A 21,611-nucleotide genomic window follows, 5' to 3' on the forward strand; every position below is an offset into this window, starting at 1 on the left:
GATTTACCCTTTCAGAACAGAAAGTTGAACAGATAGCCCACGGCCAGGATGCCGCTGCCCACCACCCCCACGAAGACGCCGATCAACCGCAGGCTGAGGACCTGTTTCAGGATGATCATCTCGGGCAGCGAAAGCGCGATCACCGACATCATGAAGGCGAGAGCGGTGCCCAAGGCCGCGCCCTTGCCCAAAAGCGCCTCGATGATCGGGATCACGCCGGCGGCATTGGTATACATCGGAATGCCGATTGCCACGGCGGCGGGCACCGACCACCAGGCCTCCGCCCCCATGATCCGCGCCATCAGATCCTCGGGCACATAGCCGTGGATCAGCGCCCCCATGCCGATCCCGGCAAGGATCCAGATCCAGACCCGACCGACGATCTCGCGCAGCGCCGCAAGGCCCAGGCGGTAGCGGTCCACCATGGTCAGCCGGTCGCCCTCGAAGGCCGCGGGGGCGCTGGCGCCGGAATGAATGTCGCGCACCCAATCCTGCAACCAGCTCTCCAGATGCAGCCGCCCGATCACCCAGCCCGAGACGATGGCGACGGCGAGCCCGAAGAAGAAATAGACCGCCGCCACCTGCCAGCCGACGAGACCGAAGAGCAGCACCAGCGCCACCTCATTCACCATCGGCGCCGAGATCAGGAAGGAAAAAGTGACCCCCAAAGGCACCCCCGCCGAGACAAGCCCGATGAAGAGCGGCACCGCCGAGCAGGAGCAAAACGGTGTCACCACGCCCAGGGCCGCGGCCATGACATTGCCCACCCCCTCGCGCCGCCCGGCCAGCAGGGCGCGGGTGCGCTCGGGCGAGAACCAGCTGCGCAGCAAGCCCATCAAGAACACGATGAGCGAAAGCAGCATCAGCACCTTGGGCAGATCGTAAAGGAAAAACGCGATGGCCTCGCCGGTGCGGCTGTGACGATCAATGGGCAAGAGCGCGGTCAGCGCCTCGGCGGCGGGGGAGAGTTGGCGGTAGACCAGCGCCCAGAAGATCAACGCCAGCGCAAGGCCAAGGTGCCAGGCCCAGGCAGGGGCGGGGCGTGTCGAAAGCGTTTGATCGCTCATGCGGCGCTCCTTTCCGCGGTGGCGGCGGCGGCGAGAACGGCGGTCAGCACGGCGCGGATCTCGGGCGGCATCTCCGGGTTCAGCCGATAGCGCACCCATTGCGCGTCGCGCCGGTCCACCACCAGCCCCGCCTGTTTCAGCGCCTGCATGTGCCGTGACATCCGGCTTTGCGTGGCATCAAGCGCCGCCATCAACTCGCAGACGCAATGCTCGCGCCCGTCCGCAAGACGGATCATCGCCGCCAACCGGGTCGGCTCGGCCAAGGCCGTCAGAACGGAAAGAATCATCGGACACCTCTTGCGCTTTCGCGCATATTCGCCCTGGCGCATGCCATGCGTCAAGGCGCATATGGATGCGCCTCAGTCCTGCGCCAGCCTGCGGGCGGCCCACCAGCTGGTTGCGGCCATGGCGCCTGCGGTGGCAAGGCACAGCGCCAGCCCGCCGAACTGGCAGCTGAGCCCCGACAAAAGCGTGCCGATCAGCCGCCCGGCCGCATTGGCCATGTAGTAAAAACCGACATCGCGGGTGATCCGCCGCGCATCGCCAAAGGCGAGGATCAGATAGGAATGGACCGAGGAATTGACCGCGAAGACGAAGCCGAAGGCGAGCAGTCCGATGAGCAGCGTTGCGGTCAGCCAGGGCGCGGGGGCGGGGGCGATCAGCACCGCGGCTGCCAGCCCGAAGGGGATCGGCACCAGATAGCCCGCCCAGGTGATCGCCTTCGTCACGATCGCGGCCTCGGGCTGGGATTTCGCGCCCAAGATGCGGGGGGCAAAGGCCTGCACCGCGCCGTAGGCGATGATCCAGAGCGCCATGAAACCGCCGGTCAGAAAGAACGCCTCGCGGCGGCCCTCGGCCGTGCCGTCGGAGAGAACCGCCTGGAAATAGACCGGAAGCCCGACGACGAACCAGACATCGCGGGCGCCAAAAAGGAACATCCGCGCCAGCGAAAGCCGGTTCACCTGCGGGTCCTGCGACCGCCAGCCGCCCCAGGCCTCGTCGGATTTCATCTTCCCGGGCAGGCCCTTGGGCAGGAAGGCCACGACCGCGATCAGGATCGCCGCCAGAAGCCCCGCCATGCCCCAGATCGCCGGCTTGAAGCCGACAAGCGCCAGAAGCGCCGCGCCAAGGAAGAAGCCGAGCCCCTTCACCGCGTTCTTTGACCCGGTCAGCGCCGCCACCCAGCGAAACAGCCCGCCCTCGCCGCTGGGGGCGAGCAGTTTCACCGCCGATTTCGACGACATCTTGGCCAGATCCTTGGCAACGCCCGAGACACCCTGCACCGCCATCACGAAAGCGACCGAGGCGGGGATCGACCAGCCCGGGTCCAGCTGCGTCAGCGCGACCAGCGCCGCGACCTGCAGGCCAAGCCCGCCGTAAAGCGTGGCGGCCAGGCCGAACCGCGCCGCCAGCCAGCCCGCGCCAAGATTGGTGGCAATGCCCGCGACTTCGTAAAGCAGAAACAGCCAGGCCAGCGCGACCGGGCTGAAGCCCAGCCCGTTGAACTGCAACAGCACCAGCATCCGCAGCGCGCCATCGGTGAGCATGAAGGCCCAATAGGCGGCGGTGACGGCAGCGTAGGCGCGGATCGGATTGGCGCTCACAACGACCCCGCCACCATTCGGGCGATATCGGCCATCCGGCAGACATAGCCCCATTCGTTGTCATACCAGGCGTAAAGCTTGAGCTGCGTGCCATTGACCACCATCGTCGAGGGGCCGTCGATCACCGCCGAGCGCGGGTCGTTGGTGAAATCCGACGACACCAGCGGCCGCGTCTCGAAACCGAGGATGCCGTTCAGCCCTCCCTCGGCGGCGGTCTGCAGAAGGCTGTTCACCTCTGCGACCGTGGTCGGGCGGTCAAGTTCGAAGACGCAATCGGTCAGCGAGGCATTCAAAAGCGGCACCCGGACGGCATGGCCATTGAGCCGCCCTTTCAGCTCGGGATAGATCAGCGTGATCGCCGTGGCCGAGCCGGTGGTGGTGGGAATGAGGTTCATCAGCGCCGACCGCGCCCGGCGCAGGTCTTTCGCGGGGCGGTCGACGATCGTTTGCGTGTTCGTCACGTCATGCAGTGTGGTGATGGATCCGTGTTTGATTCCAAGCGCTTCGTGGATCACCTTCACGATGGGGGCCAGGCAGTTGGTGGTGCAGGACGCCGCCGTGATCAGCCGCTGGCTGCCATCGTAAAGCACGTGGTTCACGCCATAGACGAGGTTCAGCGCGCCCGTATCCTTGACCGGGGCCGAAACGACGACCTTGCGCACGCCTGCATCGAAATAGGGCTGGACCTTGGCCGCGGTCTTGAACTGCCCGGTGCAATCGAGCACCAGATCGACCCCGATCTCGGCCAGGGGCAGGGCTTCAAGGGTCTTTTCCCGCGTCAGCCGGATGCGCTGCCCCGCGATCTGAAGCCCGGTTTCGGTGGCGGCAACCGGGGTCGGCCAGCGGCCATGCACCGTGTCGAACTCGAGCAGCAGCGCATGGGTTTCGGCGTCGCCCATGGCGTCGTTCAAAAGCACGATCTCGGGCCCGCGCCCCAGATCGATGAGCCGCCGCAAGAGCAGTTTTCCCATCCGGCCCAAGCCGTTGATCGCAAGTCTCGCCATGGCTCAGGCCTTTTCGGGCAGGGCGCCGATCGCATCGACGCGGGTTTGCAGCGCCAGCCGGTCGAGCGTGGCAAAGGGCAGGTCGACAAAGGCGGCAATGCGGCGGCGCAGCGCCCCGTAGGTCTGGGCGAAAACCAGCGCGCGTTCGGCCTCGGTGCCGGTGGCCTTGACCGGATCGGGCAGGCCCCAATGGCCGGTGATCGGCTGACCGGGCCAGGGCGGGCAGTCCTCGGCCGCCGCCGTATCGCAGACGGTGAAGACGAACTCCATCTGCGGCGCGGCGGGGCCCTGGAACTCCGACAGATGCTTGGCGCGCAGGCCCCCGGTGTCATGGCCGTTGCGGCTCAGCACCTCGAGCGCGAAAGGGTTGATCGCGGTCCCGGGCCGCGTTCCGGCGGAATGGGCGGTGAACTTGCCCGCGCCCAGATCGCGCAGGAGCGCCTCGGCAAAGATCGAGCGGGCGGAATTGCCCGAGCAGATGAAAAGCACGTTGAAGGGCGTGTCGGGCATGGGATTTGCCTTTTCATGAAGAGCTTTGGGCATCAGGTCGGGCCGGGCCCGGCCCAGATCGAGGGCGAGATAGCCGATCAGGGATTCGGTTTTGTGAAGATCGACGGCGTAGAAAAGCGACCGCCCCTGCCGGGTGACTGTGACCAGCCCGCAAGCAGTCAGATCCGCCAGATGATGCGAGAGGGTGTTTGGCTTCAGCCCCAGCGCCGCGGCGATTTCGGTGGGCCGCACGCCCTGCGGCGCAAAGCGCATGAGCATCCGGAACACCGACAGGCGACCGGGATGGCCAAGACAGGCAAAGGCCGCGGCGGCCTCGGGGGTGGGGCAAGTGTTTTCCATGCTTCCTGAATACAGGAAGCAATCCCCCCGTCCAGTGAAGCTTTCATGACAATCCGGCGACAGGCGTCACGTCTCGCAGATGACGCGGCCGATGTCGCGCAGATCGTACCCCCCGATGGCGCCGAATTCGGCCTTGAAGGCCTGCGAGCGCAGCACCGACAGGAGCGCCTGCACCTCGGGGCGGGGCAGATGTTCGGTCTTCACCACAAGGTCGTAGCGTTCGCGCTGCATCGGCAGAAAGGCGACCCCATCCACCTGCCGCGCGATCTTTTCCGTGCCCACCGCGATATCGGCCTCGCCCCGTCCCACGGCGCTTGCCAGCGCCAGATGCGAGGCGCTTTCCTGCCCGTAGCCGGCAATCCGGCTACCGGAAATCCCGAGCCGTCGCAGGTGTTCATCCAGCAGCACCCGCGACCCCGCCCCCTTTTCGCGGTTGATCATGCGGATGTCGTCGCGGCCGAAATCCGCCCAGCCGGTGATCCGCTTCGGGTTCCCTTCGGCCACATAAAGCCCCTGCATCCGCCAGGTGACATTGACGATCGTGCAGGCAATGCCCGGCAGCAGCGCCCGCACATGCGCAATGTTGTAGCTGTCGCTGGCGCCGTCCCACAGATGCGCCGTCGCGACGCCGACCCGGTCATGATACAGCGACACAAGGCTGTCGTAGCTGCCGATATAGGCCCGAAGCGCCATCACCCCGCGCTGCCGCAGCAGGTTCGAAAGCACGTCAAGGATCAGATCCTGCCCGCAGATCACGAAGCCCGCACTGCCCGGCCGCTGCGCGCCAAGGTCGAAATGACGGCCCTCCTACAGCACCACCGGCCCGGGGCGGGCGGCGGGGCAAGCCGTTCCCTCGACATAGGCGCGCAGCTGCGCCGCGCTGAAGCGGATCTTGCGGCCGACCTTGTAATGGCCGATCGCCCCCGCCTTGATCAGCGCATAGACCCCGCTTTTCGAGATCTTGAGCCGCAGCGCGACCTCTTCGGCGGTCATGGCATCTGTCGGGGCATCGCTTGCAGCATCGGACATGGCACGGGCCTTTCTGCGATTTCGTGATGGTTCGCCCTATTCCGCGCATTCACGATCTTCCATCGGCCCGAGTCAATTCGTTTTCGCTTTACTTCGCGCCGATATCTGGCTTGATCCGGCGAGCAGACAGCAAAACGGGTGCAAAAGCTGCATTTTCGCCCCGTTTCGCCTCGGTTCACGCATCGAAAGGTCCGCCATGCCGCAGCCCTTCGCACCCCTGCCGCCTTTCTCTCGGGCGGGGTCATTGGCACCCTGGGCGGGTTGATCGGCCTTGGCGGTGCCGATGGCCGATCTGGCGGCGCAATGGCCGGTGATCGTGAATCTGCTGGCGGGCAGTCTGGCCGGGGCGTGGTTTGGCGCAGGCTGGGCGACGCGTTTGCGCTCTGACATCCTGTTCAAGGTGATCGCGGCGCTGATGGCGGGAATTGCCGTGGTGCTTCTGACCGGCCACGGCGTGGCGTCGGGCGCGGCCCTCGTCACCGGCGGCGCGCAGATCGGTCTGGGCGTGGTCGCGGGCTTTGCGATCGGCATCGTCGCGGCGCTGATGGGGGTGGCGGGGGGCGAATTGCTGATCCCGACGCTGGTGATCCTGTTCGGGGCCGACATCAAGCTGGCGGGGTCGCTCTCGCTTGCGGTCAGCCTGCCGACGATGCTGGTGGGTTTTGCCCGCTACAGCCGCGATCAGGCCTTTGCCACGCTGGGCCGCAACCGGATTTTCGTCGCGGTGATGGCGGCAGGCTCGATCGCAGGCAGCTTTCTGGGCGGGCATCTGCTGGGCCTTGTGCCCGAGGCGGTCCTGCTGCCCGGCCTCGCGCTCATTCTGGTGATTTCCGCCTTCAAGGTCTGGCGGCACAAGTAGGCGGGTGGTGACTTTTGCCGCAATGACCTGACCCGCCCGCCTTCGCGATTTCCTGAGGATCGATCACGTGGCGGCGTCGACGGGGAGCGGCCCTTCGTGTCGCGACCTGGCGTCACGCTGCGGCCCGCTCGGGCGACCGCTTCGGAGGTTGCGGCCGGGCGGATCGACCGACGGCAAAGGGCCGGGTCCGTCGATCAACTCGTCGCCTTCGCAACGGGCGGGAAGCTGTCCGATGCAAGTGCGGCATTCCAGTTGCGTCAAGTCGGCAAGACGGACGCTCACAAAACCGCAGCTAGCTTTCTTAGTAAATGATGAGCATATACTCAGGGGTGAATAGCGCAAAAGAAAGCGCATTGAAGTTGTTTGTGCAGACCAAGAGATTTAAACGTAAGTGGTGAGCATTTTCTCGGCGCCCATATCGTGAGGAATTCGTACAAATGCGGATTTCGCGAGTAAGAATAGCCAACTTTGCAAATTTCTCCGATCTCGACGTCGAGACGGGCGAGAGCATCGTCATCGTCGGTGAAAACAAGGTCGGCAAGAGCAACTTCATCCGCGCCCTGCAACTGATCCTCGACCCCGGGCTCTCGGAACGAGACCGCCAACTCGGACTCGAACATTTCTGGGATGGCTTAGGAGAGGACAAGCTTGGCGAGGCGATCGAAATCTCAATCGATCTGACGGATTTCACCAACGATCCGCGTCTGATGGCGCATCTCAACGACTGCGTGGTGGACCCGGGCCCGCCAATGGTCGCGCGCCTTACGTACCGCTTCCAGCCAAAGGCAAATCTCGGCCGTGATCCCGAAAGTCTGGCTGACTACGAGTACGTCATTTTCGGCGGCGACGATCCCGATATGGCGATCGGGTCATCATTGCGCCGGATGCTCCCGCTCGACGTTCAGGTGGCGCTACGTGACGCAGAGAAAGACCTGTCGATCTGGCGAAATTCGCCGCTAAGGCCGTTGATCGAACAGTTGGCAACTTCGCTGGACGAAGACGCTCGCGACGAAATCCAGGAACAAGTAAACGAGGCTCAAGCCGAGCTTGCCGGTCATGCCGAGGTGGTTGCTACCGCGCAGCGGATCAGCGACCGCCTGATCGCTATTGCGGGTGAGCAGCATGCCGTTCCGCTCACGCTAGGCCTAGCTCCGACGCGGGTCGATGCGCTACTGCGTAGCCTGCGCCTGCTGATCGACAATGGTGCGCGCAGTATTGGCGATGCCAGCCTCGGCACCGCCAACCTGATCTTTCTGGCGTTGAAGAGCCTCGAGTTGGATCGTTTGGTGACTGACGGCGAGCGTGACCACACCTTCTTCGTGGTCGAAGAGCCCGAGGCGCATCTTCATCCGCATGTCCAGCGGCTGGTCTATCGGTATTTCCTCGGCGGCGCTGCAGATGACCAAGAAGATGCTCCGCCTCTTACGACCATCCTCACGACGCACTCGCCGCATATCGCCAGCGTCACACCGATCCGCTCGATCGTCCTGCTCCGCTACGACGCCGGCGAGGATGCGACGACCGCCGTCTCGACAGCGACGGCTCCGCTGACGGAGCGCGATGAGGCCGACCTCCAGCGTTACATCGATGTCAGCCGCGGCGAGATCTTCTTTGCGCGAGGCGTCATCCTCGTTGAGGGCGATGCCGAGCGGTTTCTCATTCCCGCATTCGCTGAGGCGCTGGACATCCCGCTCGACATGCTGGGCATCACGGTCTGCTCGGTGAGCGGCACCAATTTCACGCCCTATGTGAAGCTGCTGGGTCCGCAGGGCCTGAACATTCCGCACGTCATCCTGACAGATCGCGATCCGAACGGCACGAGGCCGCCGCTGGTACGCCGCCGCCTCATCGAGGTGCTGAATCTGGTCGAGAACGGGGTGGACTACACGCCGCTCGACGCCGATGCCGTGATCGCCCGCGCGGAGCCACTCGGCTATTTCGTGAATGGCAACACACTAGAGCCGGAACTGTTCTGTGGCGGCCTCGCGGACGCGATGCAGGAGATCATAGAAGAGGAACTGCCAATCAATCAGGCGACCCGCGACCTGCTGCAAGGCTGGGTCGACGACACCGACACGCTCGATGAGGAGAGGCTGATCAAACTCATCGAACGGATCGGCAAGGGACGCTTCGCGCAGGCGCTGGCGCCGTACGTCGAGGAGGATACGTGCCCGGACTATATCCGCAAGGCGCTGGAGTACATTCGCGATGCCCTTGCGTAGTGTCAGCGCCGCCTATCTCGCGCAAGCAGCGGACTTGGCCAGTAACCCGGGCCAGCAAGCCGCCTATGACTCGACCGGCCATTGTGTCGTGCTCGCCGGCCCCGGCAGCGGCAAGACCAAGACGCTGGTGCTCAAGCTTGCCCGGATCATGGCTGAAGACGTACGCGCGCCACGCGGCGCGGCATGCATCACCTACAGCCAGGAGTGCGCGCGCGAGCTGACGCGCCGACTGGAGCGGCTGGGCCTGAGAGAGGCGCCGAACCTCTTCATCGGCACGGTCCATGGTTTTTGTCTGAGGCATCTGTTGATGCCCTATGGCCGTCTTGCCAATCTGCCGGTGCCGTTCCCGCTTGCGGTCGCCACGCAACGACAGAGCGACCAGGCGATGAATCGGGTCGGGGACAGGCTCTTCGGCGTAGGTCATCCGAACAAGCCGATGGATCTGGGGCGTCATCGGCGATCGATATTGGACAGGACGTCGGAAGCCTGGACAGATGAGGAGGAGCTTGCGGCATGGGCCGAGGGCTACGAAGCCGAGCTGCGGCGAACAGGTCTCGTCGATTTCGATGACCTCGTGATTTTCGGCCAGCGTCTGGTGTCGGAACACGACTGGGTGCTTCCGCTGCTCCAAGCGAAATTCCCAGTCCTAGCGGTCGATGAATATCAGGATCTCGGCGTTGCGCTGCACCGCATAGTCAAGCGCGTCGCCTTCGACGGGGGTGTCCGCCTCTTTGCGGTCGGAGATCCGGATCAGTCGATCTACGGCTTCACGGGTGCGGACGGAGCTTTGCTGGAGGAGCTAGCGGAGCGCGACGATGTCGAGCGCGTTCAGCTTCAACTCAATTATCGCTCGGCCACGCGGATTGTCAGTGCCTCCGAAATGGCGCTCGGCGAGGATCGCGGCTACCGATCGAACGACCCGGATCGCCAGGCGGTGATCGCCTTCCTTGAATGCGACGATGGCCTGGTAGGCCAGGCCGCGCACGCGGTCGCCGAGATCATCCCAGCGGCGCTTGCCGCCAAACCGGGACGTGCGCTCGGCGACATCGCCATCCTCTACCGGGACTATCGTGCCGGCGACGTGGTGGCGGAAGCGGTCGCGTCCGCCGGTCTCGACTTTGTGCGGGTCGACACGGCCGCGCCTTATCGCAAGGTCGCACTCACGAGCTGGATCGAGGACTGCGCCGCCTGGTGCTCGGGGGGCTGGCGCAAAGCACAGCCGCAATTGCGTGGCTTGTTGGACCGCTGGATCGGTTTCCATCGCGCACGGATCTCGGACGCGCAAGCCAGCGCGGAATTGCAAAGCCTCACCCGGCTTCTCTGGTCGCTCCGGGTTGAAGAGGGGCTGGCCCGAAACTTCGTAGCGGCGCTGCGAGCAGGAATGCTCGACGCGCTGATGGTGGACGAGCCGAGCCTTGCCGATCAGCGCGAACAGGTCGAGCGGATGTCAGCGGCAGTGGCCGTGGGTGGGCCGCTTGCGGACCTTGACCTCGCAAGTCTTGCTGGGCGTGATGGCTCACCACTTCACCTCAATTTGTTGACGCTGCACTCTGCAAAGGGGTGCGAGTACGATGTGGTCATCATGGTGGGGCTCGATCTTGGCAGCCTGCCATGGCGTAACGAAGCACCTGCGGCCCAGCGTGAGAGTCGACGTCTGTTCTATGTGGGGCTAACGCGGGCCCGCGATGAAATCCACATGCTATATTCTGGTTTCGTCGATACCCGCTTCGGGAGGAAGTATTGGGGACGCTCTCCGTTCCTGAACGAGCTTGAGGCGCGAATGCGGGAAGCCGAAGGCGACTAGGTGAAAAGTGGCGCAATTCGCAACAATGGCGCATAATCGGCCGGTGAAAGCAACGAGCGACTGCTTCGGGAAAGCCGCGCTGCGGCGTGGACACGCTTTAGACCGTCGGCTTTGGGCCGGGTACGTCGATCAACTCGTCGCTTTCGCAACGGGCGGGGAGCGGCCTGTGAGTTTGCGGCATCGCACCCGCGGCAATTCGTGATAGCTGCCGGTCGCCGAGAGCTTCGGGAATATTGCATGCAACGCGCAGGTTGCTGACGCGGAACTCAATCGGTCGCCCATTGGGCGACCGCTTCATCTCGCTCATCAGCGGACAGTCGTTCAAGTTTTATGGGGGCAACAGAATCCGTAACTCATGTCAGTTGAACGCGATGAGGTGACGGGCTGCAGCGATGGGTTGCCCGGAATAATTTCCGCGAAGCCCTCTGGCTTGCCTCTCTGCTGCCAACCGTTCTTGCGGGACCCTCTGCGCTGCTGAGCTCTCACGCAAGGCTCGCCGTTTGCGGCCCATGGAAGAAGTTCGCGGTCGCCCCTCCGTCGATCAGGAAATCGCTGCCGGTGATGAAGCCCCCCTCCGGCCCCATGATATGCGCGGCAAGGGATGCCACCTCGTCGGGGGTGCCCGCGCGACCGGCGGGCATCTGTTTCAGCATCGCCTGATAAAACTCTGCGCGCTCACCGTGCAACTCATCTTGCGCAAGCGGAGTGACGATGATGCCGGGGCTGATCGCGTTGATCCGTGCGTCGCGCTTCGCCCAGTTGACGGCCTCGCCGCGCACTCGAAGCGAGTTGCACCGCTTCGACATCTGATAGGCGTGCAGCGTGTCCGTCACGCCCTTCACGAAGTCCAGCGCCAGCAGGTCATCGGCCGGGGCCGTGGCCAGAAGCGCATCCTGCTCCGCCGACAGGGCTGGCATGCGATACCCGGACTGCGACGAGATCACCAAGCCCGAACCGCCCGGCGCGATCACGCGGCCGAATTCTTCAAGCACGACGGCTGTGCCGTAAAGATCAACCTTCAGGATCGCCGCGATGGGCGCTTGCGACGGGGAAACGCCCGCCGCCTGCACCACGGCCTTGATCGCCCCGAGCGTCCCGGCCCGAGCGGCAACAGCCTGAACCGCCGCGCGGTCAGAGATATCGGCCTGCATGGCTGTCACCTCGAACCCGGCGCGTGCAAGCCCCTCGGCCGCCGCATCGGCCGAGGCCTGGGTCCGATTGGCCACCACGATCAGGCGGCCAATGCTGATCCGACGGGCGATGGCCTGGCCAATCCCCCCGGCGCCGAAGACGACGGTTACCTCCATGTCAATCCTCCACCTGCAGCATGGTCTTGATGGCGCGGCGTTCGTCCATGGCCTTGTAGCCCTCGGCCACCTGCGCAATCGGCAGCACCAGATCGAAGACCTTTCCGGGCTGGATCCTGCCTTGCAGGACGCGCTCCATCAGATCGGGCAGGAAGCGGCGGACGGGCGCGGGACCACCCAGCATCCGCTGCTGCTTGAAGAACATCTGTTGCCCGTCGAAACTGACCCCATGCGGCACGCCGACATAGCCGATCGACCCGCCGGGGCGGCACACGCCCGTGGCCTGCGCCATCGAGCCGACGGTGCCCACCGCCTCGATCACCGAGGCGGCGCCGATGCCCTTGGTCAACTCCATCACCCGGGCAATCCCCTCGGCCCCGCGTTCGGACACGATGTCGGTGGCGCCAAATTCCCGCGCCAGCGCCGAGCGGCTTTCATGTCCGCTCATCGCGATGATCCGCTCGGCCCCCATCTGATGCGCCGCCATCACACCCATCAGCCCGACCGCGCCGTCACCCACCACAACGACTGTGCCGCCCTCGCGCACATCGGCCGCCCATGCCCCATACCAGCCGGTTCCCAGCACATCCGACACCGCCAGAAGATGCGGGATCATCGCCGCATCGGGCATTTCCTTGGTGGCAACCAGCGTGCCATCGGCCAAGGGCACCCGCGCATAGGGGGCCTGCGCCCCTGACATGAATTCGCGTTGCGCGCACGACGATTGAAAGCCGAACTGGCAATGCGGGCAGGTGTTGTCCGACAGACAAAAGCTGCCCACGACGAACTGACCGGGTTTCACGGTGCGGACCTCGGCGCCCACCTCGACCACGACGCCGCAGTATTCGTGGCCCATGTGCATCGGCGCGGTGATCGGGTTTGCGCCGCGATAGGGCCAAAGGTCCGAGCCGCAGATGCAGGTGGCCGACAGCTTGATGATCGCATCGGTGGGTTTGAGGATTTTCGGATCCTCGACGCGCTCATAGCGAACGTCGCCGGGGCCGTGCAGAACAGTTGCATACATGATCGTGCCTCCTTACGCGCCGTAGTCGGCGTCGGTAACGTGCTCCATCCAGGTGACGACCTGGCCGTCTTTCACCTCCTGAAGCGCGATATGGCTCATTGCGGTGTCGGGGGCGGCGCCGTGCCAATGCCGTTCCTCGGGGGCGAAGCAGACGACATCGCCGGGATGGATTTCCTCGATCGGTCCGCCTTCGCGCTGCACCCTTCCGCGCCCGAAGGTGACGATCAGCGTTTGCCCCAGCGGATGGGTATGCCATGCCGTGCGGGCACCGGGTTCAAAGGTGACATGCGCGCCCTGCACCCGTTCGGGCGCGGCGGGGTTGAAGAGCGGATCGACCCGGACGGTTCCGGTGAACCATGCCGAGGGACCGACAAACGAGGCACGCGAACCCGCGCGATGAATTTCCATGACATGTCCTTTCGGGGCGGGCCGTTCTTGGCCGCGGCATCGCCGCAAGCTACGGGTTTTGCGTTTCGGCGATAATGCGCTAGACCGGTATTGGGTCTATCATCTGGGGATATGAATGCGGCGCGATGAAATGGGCGATCTGATCGCCTTTCTGGCGGTGGCAGAGGAGCGCAGCTTTACCCGGGCGGCGGCGCGGCTGGGCACGTCGCAAAGCGCGGTCAGCGCGGTGGTGCGCCGACTTGAGGAGCGGCTCGACGTGCGGTTGTTGACCCGTACCACCCGGTCGGTTTCGGTGACCGAGGCGGGGCAGCGGCTGGTGGATGCGCTGCGCCCGGCCTTTGACGGGATCGAGGCGGAGCTGGCGGCGCTTGATGATATCCGCGCCCGGCCGCAAGGCATGATCCGGCTGACGGCAAGCCGCCATGCCGCCGAGCGGATCGTGATGCCGGTGGCGAACCGGCTGATGGCGGATTACCCCGAGGTGCGGGTGGAAATCCTGCTGGATCAACGCTTTGTCGATATCGCGAAAGAGGGCTTCGACGCCGGCATCAGGCTTGGCGAAAGCGTTGATCGCGACATGATCGGGGTGCGCATCTCGGGGGATCTGCAGATGGTCGTGGCTGGATCGCCCGCCTATTTCGCCCGCCATCCTGCGCCGCAAACCCCGCAAGACCTGACGGCGCACAACTGCATCAACCTGCGCCTGCCGACCTTGGGCGGGCTTTACGCCTGGGAATTCGAAAAGGACGGCCGCCCGCTGACAGTCCGGGTCGAGGGGCAGTTCACCACCAACGACCCCGAGCTTGCGGTGGCTGCGGCGCTCGAGGACCGGGGGCTGGTTTGCCTGATGACCGATTACCTTGCCCCGCATCTCGCCTCGGGGCGGCTCGTTCGGGTGCTGGCCGACTGGTGCCCGCCGTTTTCGGGCTATCACCTTTACTACCCCAGCCGCCGCCAGATCACCCCGGCGTTCCGGCTTTTGATCGACGCTTTGCGCTGGCGGGGGTAGCCCCTCCGCCACGGGCCCGGGCGTCAGCGGTAGGACAGGGCAAGGATCGCCTCGGGCAACCTTGCGCCTTGCCCGCGGCGATCAGATCGCGCACCGCGCCCGCGACATCCTCCATCGGCACATCGGGATCGACCCGGTGCTGATAGAAAAGATCGATCACCTCGACGCCCAACCGCTTCAGACTGGCCTCGGCCACCTGACGGATGCGCTCGGGGCGGCTGTTCAGCCCCCAGTCGCGCGCCCCGGTGACCTGATCGATGTTCCAGCCGAATTTCGTGGCAATCGTCACCTTGTCGCGGATCGGGGCCAGGGCCTTGCCCAGCAAGACCTCGTTCGTCCAGGGCCCATAGACTTCGGCGGTGTCGAAATGCGTCACCCCCAGATCGTAAGCGCCGCGAATGACCGAAATCGCCTCGGCCTCGCCGGGCGCCGCGCCATAGGTGGCGGCGAAACTCATCGTGCCAAAGCCGATTTCCGAGACCTCAAGCGGGCCAAGTTTGCGGGTTTTCATGGGTTTATCCTTTCAGATGAGGGTTCAGGCCTTGTGAACGCCAAGGCTGACATTCCCGAGGGCGGGTTGACCTGCGAGGGTCACGATCAGATCGGCGACGCTCTTGCGCGAGACAGCGGCACCGGAATTGCGGAAAGTTTCGCCCTTGAGCGTGGTGCCATAGGCGATCTCGTCGCGATCGTTCAGCCAGGCGGGGCGAATGACGGCATAGTCTAGACCCGAGGTTTCGATGACGCGCGCCGAGGCACGATAGGGATCGAGGATCGCGCCGGGCGCTCTCCGGGCACCTCGTCGTAGATCCCCATCGAGGAGATGAAGATGACGCGGCCGACACCCGCCGCCTGCATCGCCGCGACGATGGCTTTGGCCTGCGCCTCCATCGCGCCCCAGAGGTTGGCATAGACGAGATCCTGACCTGTCATCGCGCTGGCCAGCGTCGCCGTGTCCAGAACGTCGCCCGTGAGGATGCGGGTGCGATCGGTCTCGGGGCCAAGCCTTCGGGCGGCATTGCGCGCGTAAAGGGTAAGTGTCGCATCGGTTCGGGCGAGCAGTTCCTGCGTCGCAACCCGCGCAATCTGTCCCGCCGCGCCAAGGATAAGGATCTTCATTGCGGTCCCCCGTCAGGCCGCGATGAAAGGATGGACGTCGCGCCAGATGAAGCGCGCGACGCGTTTGGCAATCAGCCATTCTCCGTTCACCCGCAAATAGCTGTCACTGTAGATGACGCCGTTCGAGTTTCGGGTCTTGGCCCCCTCGGGCTCGCCGATCAGCTCGACGGTGCAGTCATGCGTGGCGGTGGCAGTATCGCCGTCGATCTCGGCGGTGAACTGGCCATTCACATGATAGACGGTGTCGAAGGTCGCGAGGAACGGCGTCCAGCTGTCCTCGATCGCCTTGCGGCCGCGCAGAGGGGGCAGCGCCGTCTCGCCAAACCAGGTTTCGACGACCCCGTCTTCGGTGAAGAGGAAGGTTTGTTCCTGCACCTGTCTGGCGTCAGCAAGGTTGGAGAAAGTGTCCACAAGGGCTTCCTGACCGGGGCGATGACCAAGGATACCGCGCTGGCCGAGTCCGACTTCCGCAAGACCCTGCCGCGTTTCACGCCTGAGGCGATGGAGAAGAACCAGGCGCTGGTCGACCTGCTCAGGCAAATTGCGGCAGAGAAGGAAGCGACACCGGCGCAGATCGCGCTGGCCTGGCTCTTGGCGCAAGCGCCCCGGATCGTGCCCATCCCCGGAACCAGCAAGGCCTATCGGCTCGAAGAGAACCTGGGTGCCGCCGAGATTGTCCTTGCGTCGGAGGATCTCGCGCGGATCAAGGCCGCAACAGCGAATATTCATATCGAGGGCGAGCGGCACACCGAGGCTGGCCTGAAGACCGTTGGTCTCTCATATGGCGACCTGAAAATGAGCGTCCACGTTGATCCTCGCTGCGCCCGAACTTTTCGGTTTCGGGCGCGCTGGCGTCATTCTTCGTAGACGTCATCGATTGACCCGCTTGGGCGTCGCGTCGTCATTCGTCAGCTTGCGACCCGATCATGGGGTCTAAGCCCCTCCCCCGCCTTCAGCGTGTTGATAGGGGCCGCGATATCCTCGCGCTCGTCCATGAACTTGGCGTCGGACTGGATCAGGCCCATGATGTCGTCGCAATCGATCAGGCGATGCAGGCGACACTCGCCAAGATCGTGACCGGGACAAAACGGTTGGCGCCGCCAAGCCGGGTTTCGGGGGCCGATGTAACGTGCAAGGATTGGCTTGACGTGCGGAACGCAAGACAGGAAGCAAGCGCGGAGAACGCCGCCGGGATCAATCGAGAGAGCGACAACGACGAACACTTCGGGGCTGAAGAAGATCGCAGCACTCCTGGCTTCCCCTGAAACGCCCAACAGCCATAAGAGGATAGCGCGTCCGGCGTCATTGATGCACCCGGCCCGGAACCGCCGGGCGCCGTCGCGGCTTGGCGCGCCAAAGCTGACTGTCGATCGCGCCGCAGCGAGAATTTCGGCAGGCCCCGGGCAATGATGCTTTCATCCGAGCTTTGGCAAGTCGCACATGGACGATCCTGCAGGCCCCCTTCCGCCCGGCTCGAGACACAATGCGTGGCCCGTACAAGCCGTGCCGAAAGGGCACTTCAAGCAGGGGTTGCGCGAAAACGCCTCGCGAGCCAGGGAAATACCCGCACAAAGGTTGCAATGTCGCAATCAGTCGTTTACGACATGCGCGTCGGTTTCGGCCGTCTTTGTGCCTTGCGCACTGTCCATCGACCGCCCTTGCGGTTGGCATGACCTGGCCCTGTGTCTCCGTGACGCTTTCGATTTGGGCCTTCGCAATCAAACGGGTTTCCGGTTGCTGCGGCGCGCCGGTCATCGTCACGAACGCGCCGCACACAGGAGGACGCCGATGAAGAAGCCGTTTGCTTCTGTCTGGCTCACCGCATCTTTTGCCGCTTTGGCCGCCCCGGTCATGGCCGCAGAGGACTGCGGAAGGGTCAGCATTGCGGAAATGAACTGGGCCTCGGCCGGTGTGGCCGCCCATGTCGACAAGATCATTCTGGAAAGCGGCTATGGCTGCGAGGTCGAACTGGTCACCGGCGACACGATGCCCAGCTTCACCTCGATGAACGAAAAGGGCGAACCCGACATGGCGCCCGAATTGTGGGTGAATGCGGTGAAGGTCGCGCTGGATACCGCCGTGGCCGAGGGCCGCCTGATCCTGGCGGCGCCGCTGCTGGCCGAGGGCGGGGAGGAGGGCTGGTGGGTGCCCAAATACATCGTCGACGCCCATCCGGAGATCACCACCGTTTCGGCAGCCCTTGCCCGACCCGATCTGTTCCCCGCGCCCGAAGATCCCGGCCGCGGTGCGGTGCACAACTGCCCCTCGGGGTGGAATTGCCAGATCACCACCGAAAACCTTTACCGGGCGCTGGAGGCCGAGACCAAGGGCTTCGATCTGGTCGATACCGGGTCTGCGGCGGGGCTCGACGGTTCGATCGCCAATGCCCATGAACGCAAGCTGGGATGGCTGGGCTATTATTGGGCACCGACCGCAATCCTTGGCAAATACGAGATGGTCAAGCTCGATTTCGGCGTGCCGCTGGACAAGGCGCATTTCGACGCCTGCACCTCGCAGCCCGATTGCCCCGACCCGAAGGTGACCGCCTATCCGGTTTCGGAGGTGGTCACCGTGGTCACCAGGGCCTTTGCCGAAAAGGCCGGCGTGGCGATGGATTATGTGCAGACCCGCAAATGGTCGAATGCCACCGTCAATCAGGTTCTGGCCTGGATGGAGGCGAACCAGGGCACCAACGAGGACGGGGCCCGGCATTTCCTTGAAACCTGTCCCGAGCTTTGGCGGGACTGGGTTCCGGCCGATGTGGCGCAAAAGGTGAAAGCCGCGCTTTGAGCCCGGCCTGCCCTCTGGCGTGCGGCGGCCTGCCGCGCGTCCCCCGTTATCACAACCGTCAGGACCTTGCATGGCATCCGACTGCTGGAGCTTGCCCGAAACCCTGTGCCGCTTTCCCGCGATGGAGGCAAAAACCCTGCGCCTGATGCGCAAAAGCATCGACGACGGCTTTCGCGACATCGTGCGAAGCTGGGCGGACACGATCGACGCGGCCACGGTTCCGCTTCAGATGTTTCTCAACACGCTCGAACACGCCTTCACCGACACCCCCTGGGTTCTGGTGCTGGTGGTGTTGCTCGCCGCGGTCTGGGGCACCGCACGCAATTGGAAAATCGTTCTGGGCACGGCGGTTGCGCTATGTCTGATCGGCTGGGTCGGGCTGTGGCAGGATACGATGGTGACCTTGGCGATGGTGTCGTTTTGCACCCTTGTGGCGGTCGTCATCGGCCTGCCCATCGGCATTGCCGCCGCCCGCTCCGACAGGCTGCAACGCCTTGTCAGCCCGGTTCTGGACGTGATGCAGACGCTGCCCAGTTTCGTCTATCTGATCCCGGTGGTGGTGATCTTCGGCATCGGCAAGGTTCCGGGCATGATTGCCGTGGTGATCTATGCCGTGCCGCCGATGATCCGGCTGACCACCCTTGGCATCCGGCTGGTGGACCGCGAAGTGACCGAGGCCGCCGAGGCCTTCGGATCCTCGGCGCGACAAAAGCTGTGGAACGTGCAATTGCCCCTGGCGCTGCCCACGATCATGACGGGGGTGAACCAGACCATCATGATGTCGCTGTCGATGGTGGTCGTGGCCTCGATGGTGGGGGTCGGGGGCCTGGGCAAGAACGTGCTGCAGGCGATCAACAACCAGTTCTTCACCGTGGGCTTCCTGAACGGGTTTGCGCTGGTGGCCATTGCCATCGTCTTTGACCGCAGCAGTCAGGCTTTCGGCCTGCGGCTGCAAAAACACCGCGAGGCAGGCCATGACTGAGGCACCTCCCATCTTGCCCGGCGATGACGACGAAGACCCCGTCACCGGCCGCAGCGGCATCGAGATTCGCAATCTTTACAAGATTTTCGGCCCGGAACCCGAACGCCACATTGCCGCCGTGAAAGCCGGGCTGAGCAAGGCCGAGCTGAACCGCAAGCACGGCCATGTGTTGGGCCTGACCGACATTTCCCTGTCGATCCCGCCCGGCAAGATCACGGTCATCATGGGGCTGTCGGGGTCGGGCAAGTCGACGCTGATCCGGCATATCAACGGCCTGATCGCGCCCACCACGGGCGAGGTGATCCATGACGGCGCCGATGTCTGCCGGATGAGCCCGAAAGATCTGCGCGCGTTCCGCCGCCACAAGACGGCGATGGTGTTTCAGAAATTCGCCCTGCTGCCGCATCGCACCGTTTTGGGCAATACCTGCTACGGGCTGGATATTCAGGGCGTGCCCCGATCCGAAAGCGAGCCCGTGGCCCGGCGCTGGATCGCGCGCGTCGGGCTGAAGGGCTACGAGGGGGCCTACCCCGCGCAGCTTTCGGGCGGCATGCAGCAGCGCGTCGGCCTTGCGCGGGCGCTGAGCACCGATGCCGACATCCTTTTGATGGACGAGGCCTTCTCGGCGCTGGATCCGCTGATCCGCCTCGACATGCAGGCGATCTTGCTGGAATTGCAAAGCGAACTGCGCAAGACCATCGTCTTCATCACCCACGACCTCGACGAGGCCCTGCGGCTGGGCGAGCGCATCGCCATTTTGCGCGACGGGCGGCTGGAACAGGTCGGCACCGGACAGGACATCGTGCTGCGCCCGGCCAACGACTACATTGCCGCCTTCGTGCGCGAGGTGAACCGGGCCCGGGTGATCCGCGCGGCAACCGTGGCCCGCCCGGTGGTTGCGGGGGCAAAGCTGCCCGAATTTGCCGTTCCGGGCCCGGAGGTTCTGGAAACCGTTGCCCGGCAGATGACGGCGGCGGGCGTCAGCCACGCCCGCGTTCTGGGGCGGCGGGGACAGGTGCGGGGCACCATCGCCATCTCCGACGTTCTGACCGCAATGGTGACCCCCGCTGCCGCGCCGGAACACGACCTTACGAAAGGATAGATCATGGATGCGGAAAATCCCGAAAACTGGTTCAGCGAGGCCGTCGCCACATTGGGGGATCGGCTGACGGCCGCGCGTGAAAATGCCGGGCTCTCCTGCGCCGAAGCCGCAAGCTGCCTCGGCATTTCTGTCGAGACATATACCAGCTGGGAACAGGACTCCGCTTTCCCAAGGGCAAGTCTTTGTCACATGATCGCGGGGCTCTTCGGCGTCTCTCTGGCGTGGTTGCTGACCGGCGAAAGTCTTGGCGTCGAGCCACCGCAAAACGACCTGCCCGCGCAGGGTCCCTGCCTGCCGTCCACCGATGCCGATCTGCGCTGCATGCGCGAAGACATGGCCGAAACCCGTCTTCGGGTGCAGCAGATTGACGAACGGCTCCAAAGGATTCTGCTGCACCTGGAATGATCGCGCGACAGGCCGCCGTTCTGCCTCCCGTAGGCATTGTTGCAGACCTCTGACCGTGGAGGATTCACAGTGCGAATCCATGCGCTGGAATTCACGCCAGGCAGCGACAGTGACAGCCCCGTGCTGCCAGATGTGCTCGGCCGGAGCGTCGCGATCCTGCTTGATGTCGCGCGCTCGACCGAAAGCGCGGTTTCGGGCCGGGCGGTTTCGCGGTGATCCCCCATGCAGGCCATCTGACCGCCGCCCTGCCCGAGATCTGGCGCCATCTGGGGGGCGCCTAACGCGCCCAGGACTGGCCCGGATCTTCCTCGACATAGTCGCGCAGCAGCGCCACATCCTCGATTTCCGCCACCGACTGGCGCACCTGCACGCCCTTTTCGCGCAGCCGGGCAAAGGCGCGGCTCAGGCTTTCGGGCTTCATCCCCAGACGCCCGGCGATCAGCACCTTGTCATAGGGCAGCACGACCGCACAGGGGCCGCGCTCCTCGCTCACATGTTCAAGCAGGAATTCCGCCACGCGCTGCGCCCCCGACCGCGCCTTCAGCTGCTCGATCTGCCCGACCAGCCGGTGCAGATGCGCGAAGGTCGCCGCCAGCAGCGACACCGCCAGCCCGGGCTGGCGTTCGATCAGCCGCAGGATTTCCGCCGTCTCGATCCGCACCAGCACGACATCGGTCGCCGCCTCGGCCGAGACCGGATAGACGCCGCCGGTAAAGGCCACCGCCTCGCCGAAACTGTCGCCGCGGGTAAAGACGCTGACCACCGCCTCCGAGCCGTTCGGCGCGACGCGGTAAAGCTTCACCCAGCCGTCGATCACCATATAGACCGCCGTGGCGGGATCGCCCTGCAGGAAGATCGTCGCGCCGCGATCAAGGCTGCGTTCATGCGCGCCGGTCAGGATCAGATCCTGCGCCGGTTTCGGCACGGCCCGCAGCAGCAGGGATTTCCGGGCAATCCGGTCGGCATCGGGTTTCATCGGCGGCGGTCTCCTTCACCGGGTTATCGCATGACCGCAGCGCCGGCGAAA

At 64.6% G+C, this 21,611-nt stretch carries 23 protein-coding genes and 3 pseudogenes; 10 read left to right on the forward strand and 16 right to left on the reverse strand.

The window, feature by feature from the left end; all coding sequences use genetic code 11:
• Positions 1–11 precede the first annotated feature (11 nt).
• The 7 genes from RCAP_RS17890 to RCAP_RS20135 all read right to left on the reverse strand — a co-directional run bounded on the left by RCAP_RS17890 (position 12) and on the right by RCAP_RS20135 (position 5,517).
• On the reverse strand, positions 12–1,067 hold the full coding sequence (locus RCAP_RS17890; RefSeq protein ID WP_013069310.1) for a permease: 1,056 nt from the start codon (positions 1,065–1,067) through the stop codon (positions 12–14).
• Complete coding sequence (locus RCAP_RS17895) at positions 1,064–1,354, reverse strand: ArsR/SmtB family transcription factor (RefSeq protein ID WP_013069311.1); 291 nt, start codon at positions 1,352–1,354, stop codon at positions 1,064–1,066. The genes RCAP_RS17890 and RCAP_RS17895 overlap by 4 nt, the downstream gene beginning before the upstream one ends.
• Before the next feature lie 72 nt (positions 1,355–1,426).
• Complete coding sequence (gene arsJ, locus RCAP_RS17900; RefSeq protein WP_013069312.1) at positions 1,427–2,671, reverse strand: organoarsenical effux MFS transporter ArsJ; 1,245 nt, start codon at positions 2,669–2,671, stop codon at positions 1,427–1,429.
• On the reverse strand, positions 2,668–3,675 hold the full coding sequence (locus RCAP_RS17905; RefSeq protein ID WP_013067794.1) for an ArsJ-associated glyceraldehyde-3-phosphate dehydrogenase: 1,008 nt from the start codon (positions 3,673–3,675) through the stop codon (positions 2,668–2,670). Before RCAP_RS17905 ends, arsJ begins: the two co-directional genes overlap by 4 nt.
• Before the next feature lie 3 nt (positions 3,676–3,678).
• Positions 3,679–4,524 carry a metalloregulator ArsR/SmtB family transcription factor gene (locus RCAP_RS17910; RefSeq protein ID WP_013067793.1) on the reverse strand — a complete coding sequence of 282 codons (846 nt, stop codon included), beginning with the start codon at positions 4,522–4,524 and terminating at the stop codon, positions 3,679–3,681.
• 66 nt (positions 4,525–4,590) lie between these two features.
• Positions 4,591–5,280 (reverse strand): substrate-binding domain-containing protein, encoded by a 690-nt coding sequence (locus RCAP_RS17915; protein ID WP_013069313.1) that lies wholly within the window; start codon positions 5,278–5,280, stop codon positions 4,591–4,593.
• A gap of 51 nt (positions 5,281–5,331) precedes the next feature.
• The gene (locus RCAP_RS20135; RefSeq protein ID WP_023925902.1) at positions 5,332–5,517 is read right to left on the reverse strand and encodes a helix-turn-helix domain-containing protein; all 186 of its coding nucleotides are present in this window, start codon (positions 5,515–5,517) and stop codon (positions 5,332–5,334) included.
• 319 nt (positions 5,518–5,836) lie between these two features.
• Here RCAP_RS20135 and RCAP_RS17920 point away from each other — a divergent pair, with 319 nt between their 5' ends.
• From RCAP_RS17920 to RCAP_RS17930, 3 genes are all read left to right on the forward strand, one after another.
• Entirely contained in the window at positions 5,837–6,412 is a 576-nt protein-coding gene (locus RCAP_RS17920; protein WP_080514709.1) for a sulfite exporter TauE/SafE family protein, read from the forward strand.
• Positions 6,413–6,849: 437 nt separating this feature from the next.
• Positions 6,850–8,634: an ATP-dependent nuclease gene (locus tag RCAP_RS17925; RefSeq protein ID WP_013069316.1), complete on the forward strand. Its 1,785-nt coding sequence runs from the start codon at positions 6,850–6,852 to the stop codon at positions 8,632–8,634.
• Positions 8,621–10,438, forward strand: a complete 1,818-nt coding sequence (locus RCAP_RS17930) for an ATP-dependent helicase (RefSeq protein WP_013069317.1) — start codon at positions 8,621–8,623, stop codon at positions 10,436–10,438. The genes RCAP_RS17925 and RCAP_RS17930 overlap by 14 nt, the downstream gene beginning before the upstream one ends.
• Positions 10,439–10,535: 97 nt before the next feature.
• On the opposite strand, the gene RCAP_RS19750 is transcribed toward RCAP_RS17930, so the two are convergent.
• From RCAP_RS19750 to RCAP_RS17945, 4 genes are all read right to left on the reverse strand, one after another.
• Positions 10,536–10,745, reverse strand: a complete 210-nt coding sequence (locus tag RCAP_RS19750) for a hypothetical protein (RefSeq protein WP_187148643.1) — start codon at positions 10,743–10,745, stop codon at positions 10,536–10,538.
• A gap of 175 nt (positions 10,746–10,920) precedes the next feature.
• A complete protein-coding gene (locus RCAP_RS17935; protein ID WP_013069318.1) occupies positions 10,921–11,745 on the reverse strand; it encodes an SDR family oxidoreductase in 825 nt (274 codons plus the stop codon).
• A gap of 1 nt (position 11,746) precedes the next feature.
• Entirely contained in the window at positions 11,747–12,769 is a 1,023-nt protein-coding gene (locus tag RCAP_RS17940; RefSeq protein ID WP_013069319.1) for a zinc-dependent alcohol dehydrogenase family protein, read from the reverse strand.
• 12 nt (positions 12,770–12,781) lie between these two features.
• A complete protein-coding gene (locus RCAP_RS17945; RefSeq protein WP_013069320.1) occupies positions 12,782–13,177 on the reverse strand; it encodes a (R)-mandelonitrile lyase in 396 nt (131 codons plus the stop codon).
• Positions 13,178–13,292: 115 nt separating this feature from the next.
• Between RCAP_RS17945 and RCAP_RS17950 the strand changes: the two genes are divergently transcribed.
• Positions 13,293–14,186: a LysR family transcriptional regulator gene (locus RCAP_RS17950; protein WP_013069321.1), complete on the forward strand. Its 894-nt coding sequence runs from the start codon at positions 13,293–13,295 to the stop codon at positions 14,184–14,186.
• A gap of 66 nt (positions 14,187–14,252) precedes the next feature.
• Here RCAP_RS17950 and RCAP_RS17955 read toward each other — a convergent pair.
• The 3 genes and pseudogenes from RCAP_RS17955 to RCAP_RS19990 form a co-directional block, all read right to left on the reverse strand.
• Positions 14,253–14,697 (reverse strand): annotated as a pseudogene (locus RCAP_RS17955) (aldo/keto reductase); the annotation flags it as partial.
• A gap of 24 nt (positions 14,698–14,721) precedes the next feature.
• Positions 14,722–15,305, reverse strand: a pseudogene (locus RCAP_RS17960) (NAD(P)H-binding protein).
• Between the two features lie 12 nt (positions 15,306–15,317).
• Positions 15,318–15,680, reverse strand: coding sequence for a nuclear transport factor 2 family protein (locus RCAP_RS19990; RefSeq protein WP_238530270.1), 363 nt, complete (start codon positions 15,678–15,680; stop codon positions 15,318–15,320).
• 36 nt (positions 15,681–15,716) lie between these two features.
• Between RCAP_RS19990 and RCAP_RS19995 the strand changes: the two are divergent.
• Positions 15,717–16,082 (forward strand): annotated as a pseudogene (locus RCAP_RS19995) (aldo/keto reductase); the annotation flags it as partial.
• Positions 16,083–16,213: 131 nt separating this feature from the next.
• On the opposite strand, the gene RCAP_RS19450 reads toward RCAP_RS19995, so the two are convergent.
• The gene (locus tag RCAP_RS19450; RefSeq protein WP_115658549.1) at positions 16,214–16,579 is read right to left on the reverse strand and encodes a hypothetical protein; all 366 of its coding nucleotides are present in this window, start codon (positions 16,577–16,579) and stop codon (positions 16,214–16,216) included.
• A 514-nt stretch (positions 16,580–17,093) separates the two neighbouring features.
• Between RCAP_RS19450 and RCAP_RS17975 the strand changes: the two genes are divergently transcribed.
• From RCAP_RS17975 to RCAP_RS19755, 5 genes are all read left to right on the forward strand, one after another.
• A complete protein-coding gene (locus RCAP_RS17975) occupies positions 17,094–18,095 on the forward strand; it encodes an ABC transporter substrate-binding protein (RefSeq protein ID WP_013069327.1) in 1,002 nt (333 codons plus the stop codon).
• Between the two features lie 70 nt (positions 18,096–18,165).
• A complete protein-coding gene (locus tag RCAP_RS17980) occupies positions 18,166–19,077 on the forward strand; it encodes an ABC transporter permease (RefSeq protein ID WP_013069328.1) in 912 nt (303 codons plus the stop codon).
• Entirely contained in the window at positions 19,070–20,179 is a 1,110-nt protein-coding gene (locus tag RCAP_RS17985; RefSeq protein WP_013069329.1) for a quaternary amine ABC transporter ATP-binding protein, read from the forward strand. The genes RCAP_RS17980 and RCAP_RS17985 overlap by 8 nt, the downstream gene beginning before the upstream one ends.
• 3 nt (positions 20,180–20,182) lie before the next feature.
• The gene (locus RCAP_RS19095) at positions 20,183–20,584 is read left to right on the forward strand and encodes a helix-turn-helix domain-containing protein (RefSeq protein ID WP_013069330.1); all 402 of its coding nucleotides are present in this window, start codon (positions 20,183–20,185) and stop codon (positions 20,582–20,584) included.
• A 69-nt stretch (positions 20,585–20,653) separates the two neighbouring features.
• Entirely contained in the window at positions 20,654–20,800 is a 147-nt protein-coding gene (locus RCAP_RS19755; RefSeq protein ID WP_157851855.1) for a hypothetical protein, read from the forward strand.
• A gap of 61 nt (positions 20,801–20,861) precedes the next feature.
• Here the strand turns inward: RCAP_RS19755 and RCAP_RS17995 are convergent, their stop codons facing one another.
• Positions 20,862–21,560: a Crp/Fnr family transcriptional regulator gene (locus RCAP_RS17995; RefSeq protein ID WP_013069331.1), complete on the reverse strand. Its 699-nt coding sequence runs from the start codon at positions 21,558–21,560 to the stop codon at positions 20,862–20,864.
• Positions 21,561–21,611: the final 51 nt, after the last annotated feature.

The organism is Rhodobacter capsulatus SB 1003, assembly GCF_000021865.1.
GTDB classification, from domain to species: domain Bacteria; phylum Pseudomonadota; class Alphaproteobacteria; order Rhodobacterales; family Rhodobacteraceae; genus Rhodobacter; species Rhodobacter capsulatus_B.

Excerpts from the sequence above, each read along its gene's own strand:
- RCAP_RS17890 (WP_013069310.1), bottom strand. The coding sequence starts at position 1,067 with ATGAGCGATCAAACGCTTTCGACACGCCCCGCCCCTGCCTGGGCCTGG.
- RCAP_RS17950 (WP_013069321.1), top strand. The coding sequence starts at position 13,293 with ATGCGGCGCGATGAAATGGGCGATCTGATCGCCTTTCTGGCGGTGGCA.
- RCAP_RS17920 (WP_080514709.1), top strand. The coding sequence starts at position 5,837 with ATGGCCGATCTGGCGGCGCAATGGCCGGTGATCGTGAATCTGCTGGCG.
- RCAP_RS17975 (WP_013069327.1), top strand. The coding sequence starts at position 17,094 with ATGAAGAAGCCGTTTGCTTCTGTCTGGCTCACCGCATCTTTTGCCGCT.
- RCAP_RS17935 (WP_013069318.1), bottom strand. The coding sequence starts at position 11,745 with ATGGAGGTAACCGTCGTCTTCGGCGCCGGGGGGATTGGCCAGGCCATC.
- RCAP_RS17910 (WP_013067793.1), bottom strand. The coding sequence starts at position 4,524 with ATGGAAAACACTTGCCCCACCCCCGAGGCCGCCGCGGCCTTTGCCTGT.
- RCAP_RS17940 (WP_013069319.1), bottom strand. The coding sequence starts at position 12,769 with ATGTATGCAACTGTTCTGCACGGCCCCGGCGACGTTCGCTATGAGCGC.
- RCAP_RS19750 (WP_187148643.1), bottom strand. The coding sequence starts at position 10,745 with ATGAGCGAGATGAAGCGGTCGCCCAATGGGCGACCGATTGAGTTCCGC.
- RCAP_RS17945 (WP_013069320.1), bottom strand. The coding sequence starts at position 13,177 with ATGGAAATTCATCGCGCGGGTTCGCGTGCCTCGTTTGTCGGTCCCTCG.
- RCAP_RS20135 (WP_023925902.1), bottom strand. The coding sequence starts at position 5,517 with ATGACCGCCGAAGAGGTCGCGCTGCGGCTCAAGATCTCGAAAAGCGGG.
- RCAP_RS17925 (WP_013069316.1), top strand. The coding sequence starts at position 6,850 with ATGCGGATTTCGCGAGTAAGAATAGCCAACTTTGCAAATTTCTCCGAT.
- RCAP_RS17980 (WP_013069328.1), top strand. The coding sequence starts at position 18,166 with ATGGCATCCGACTGCTGGAGCTTGCCCGAAACCCTGTGCCGCTTTCCC.
- RCAP_RS17930 (WP_013069317.1), top strand. The coding sequence starts at position 8,621 with ATGCCCTTGCGTAGTGTCAGCGCCGCCTATCTCGCGCAAGCAGCGGAC.
- RCAP_RS17995 (WP_013069331.1), bottom strand. The coding sequence starts at position 21,560 with ATGAAACCCGATGCCGACCGGATTGCCCGGAAATCCCTGCTGCTGCGG.
- RCAP_RS17905 (WP_013067794.1), bottom strand. The coding sequence starts at position 3,675 with ATGGCGAGACTTGCGATCAACGGCTTGGGCCGGATGGGAAAACTGCTC.
- RCAP_RS17895 (WP_013069311.1), bottom strand. The coding sequence starts at position 1,354 with ATGATTCTTTCCGTTCTGACGGCCTTGGCCGAGCCGACCCGGTTGGCG.
- RCAP_RS17985 (WP_013069329.1), top strand. The coding sequence starts at position 19,070 with ATGACTGAGGCACCTCCCATCTTGCCCGGCGATGACGACGAAGACCCC.
- RCAP_RS19095 (WP_013069330.1), top strand. The coding sequence starts at position 20,183 with ATGGATGCGGAAAATCCCGAAAACTGGTTCAGCGAGGCCGTCGCCACA.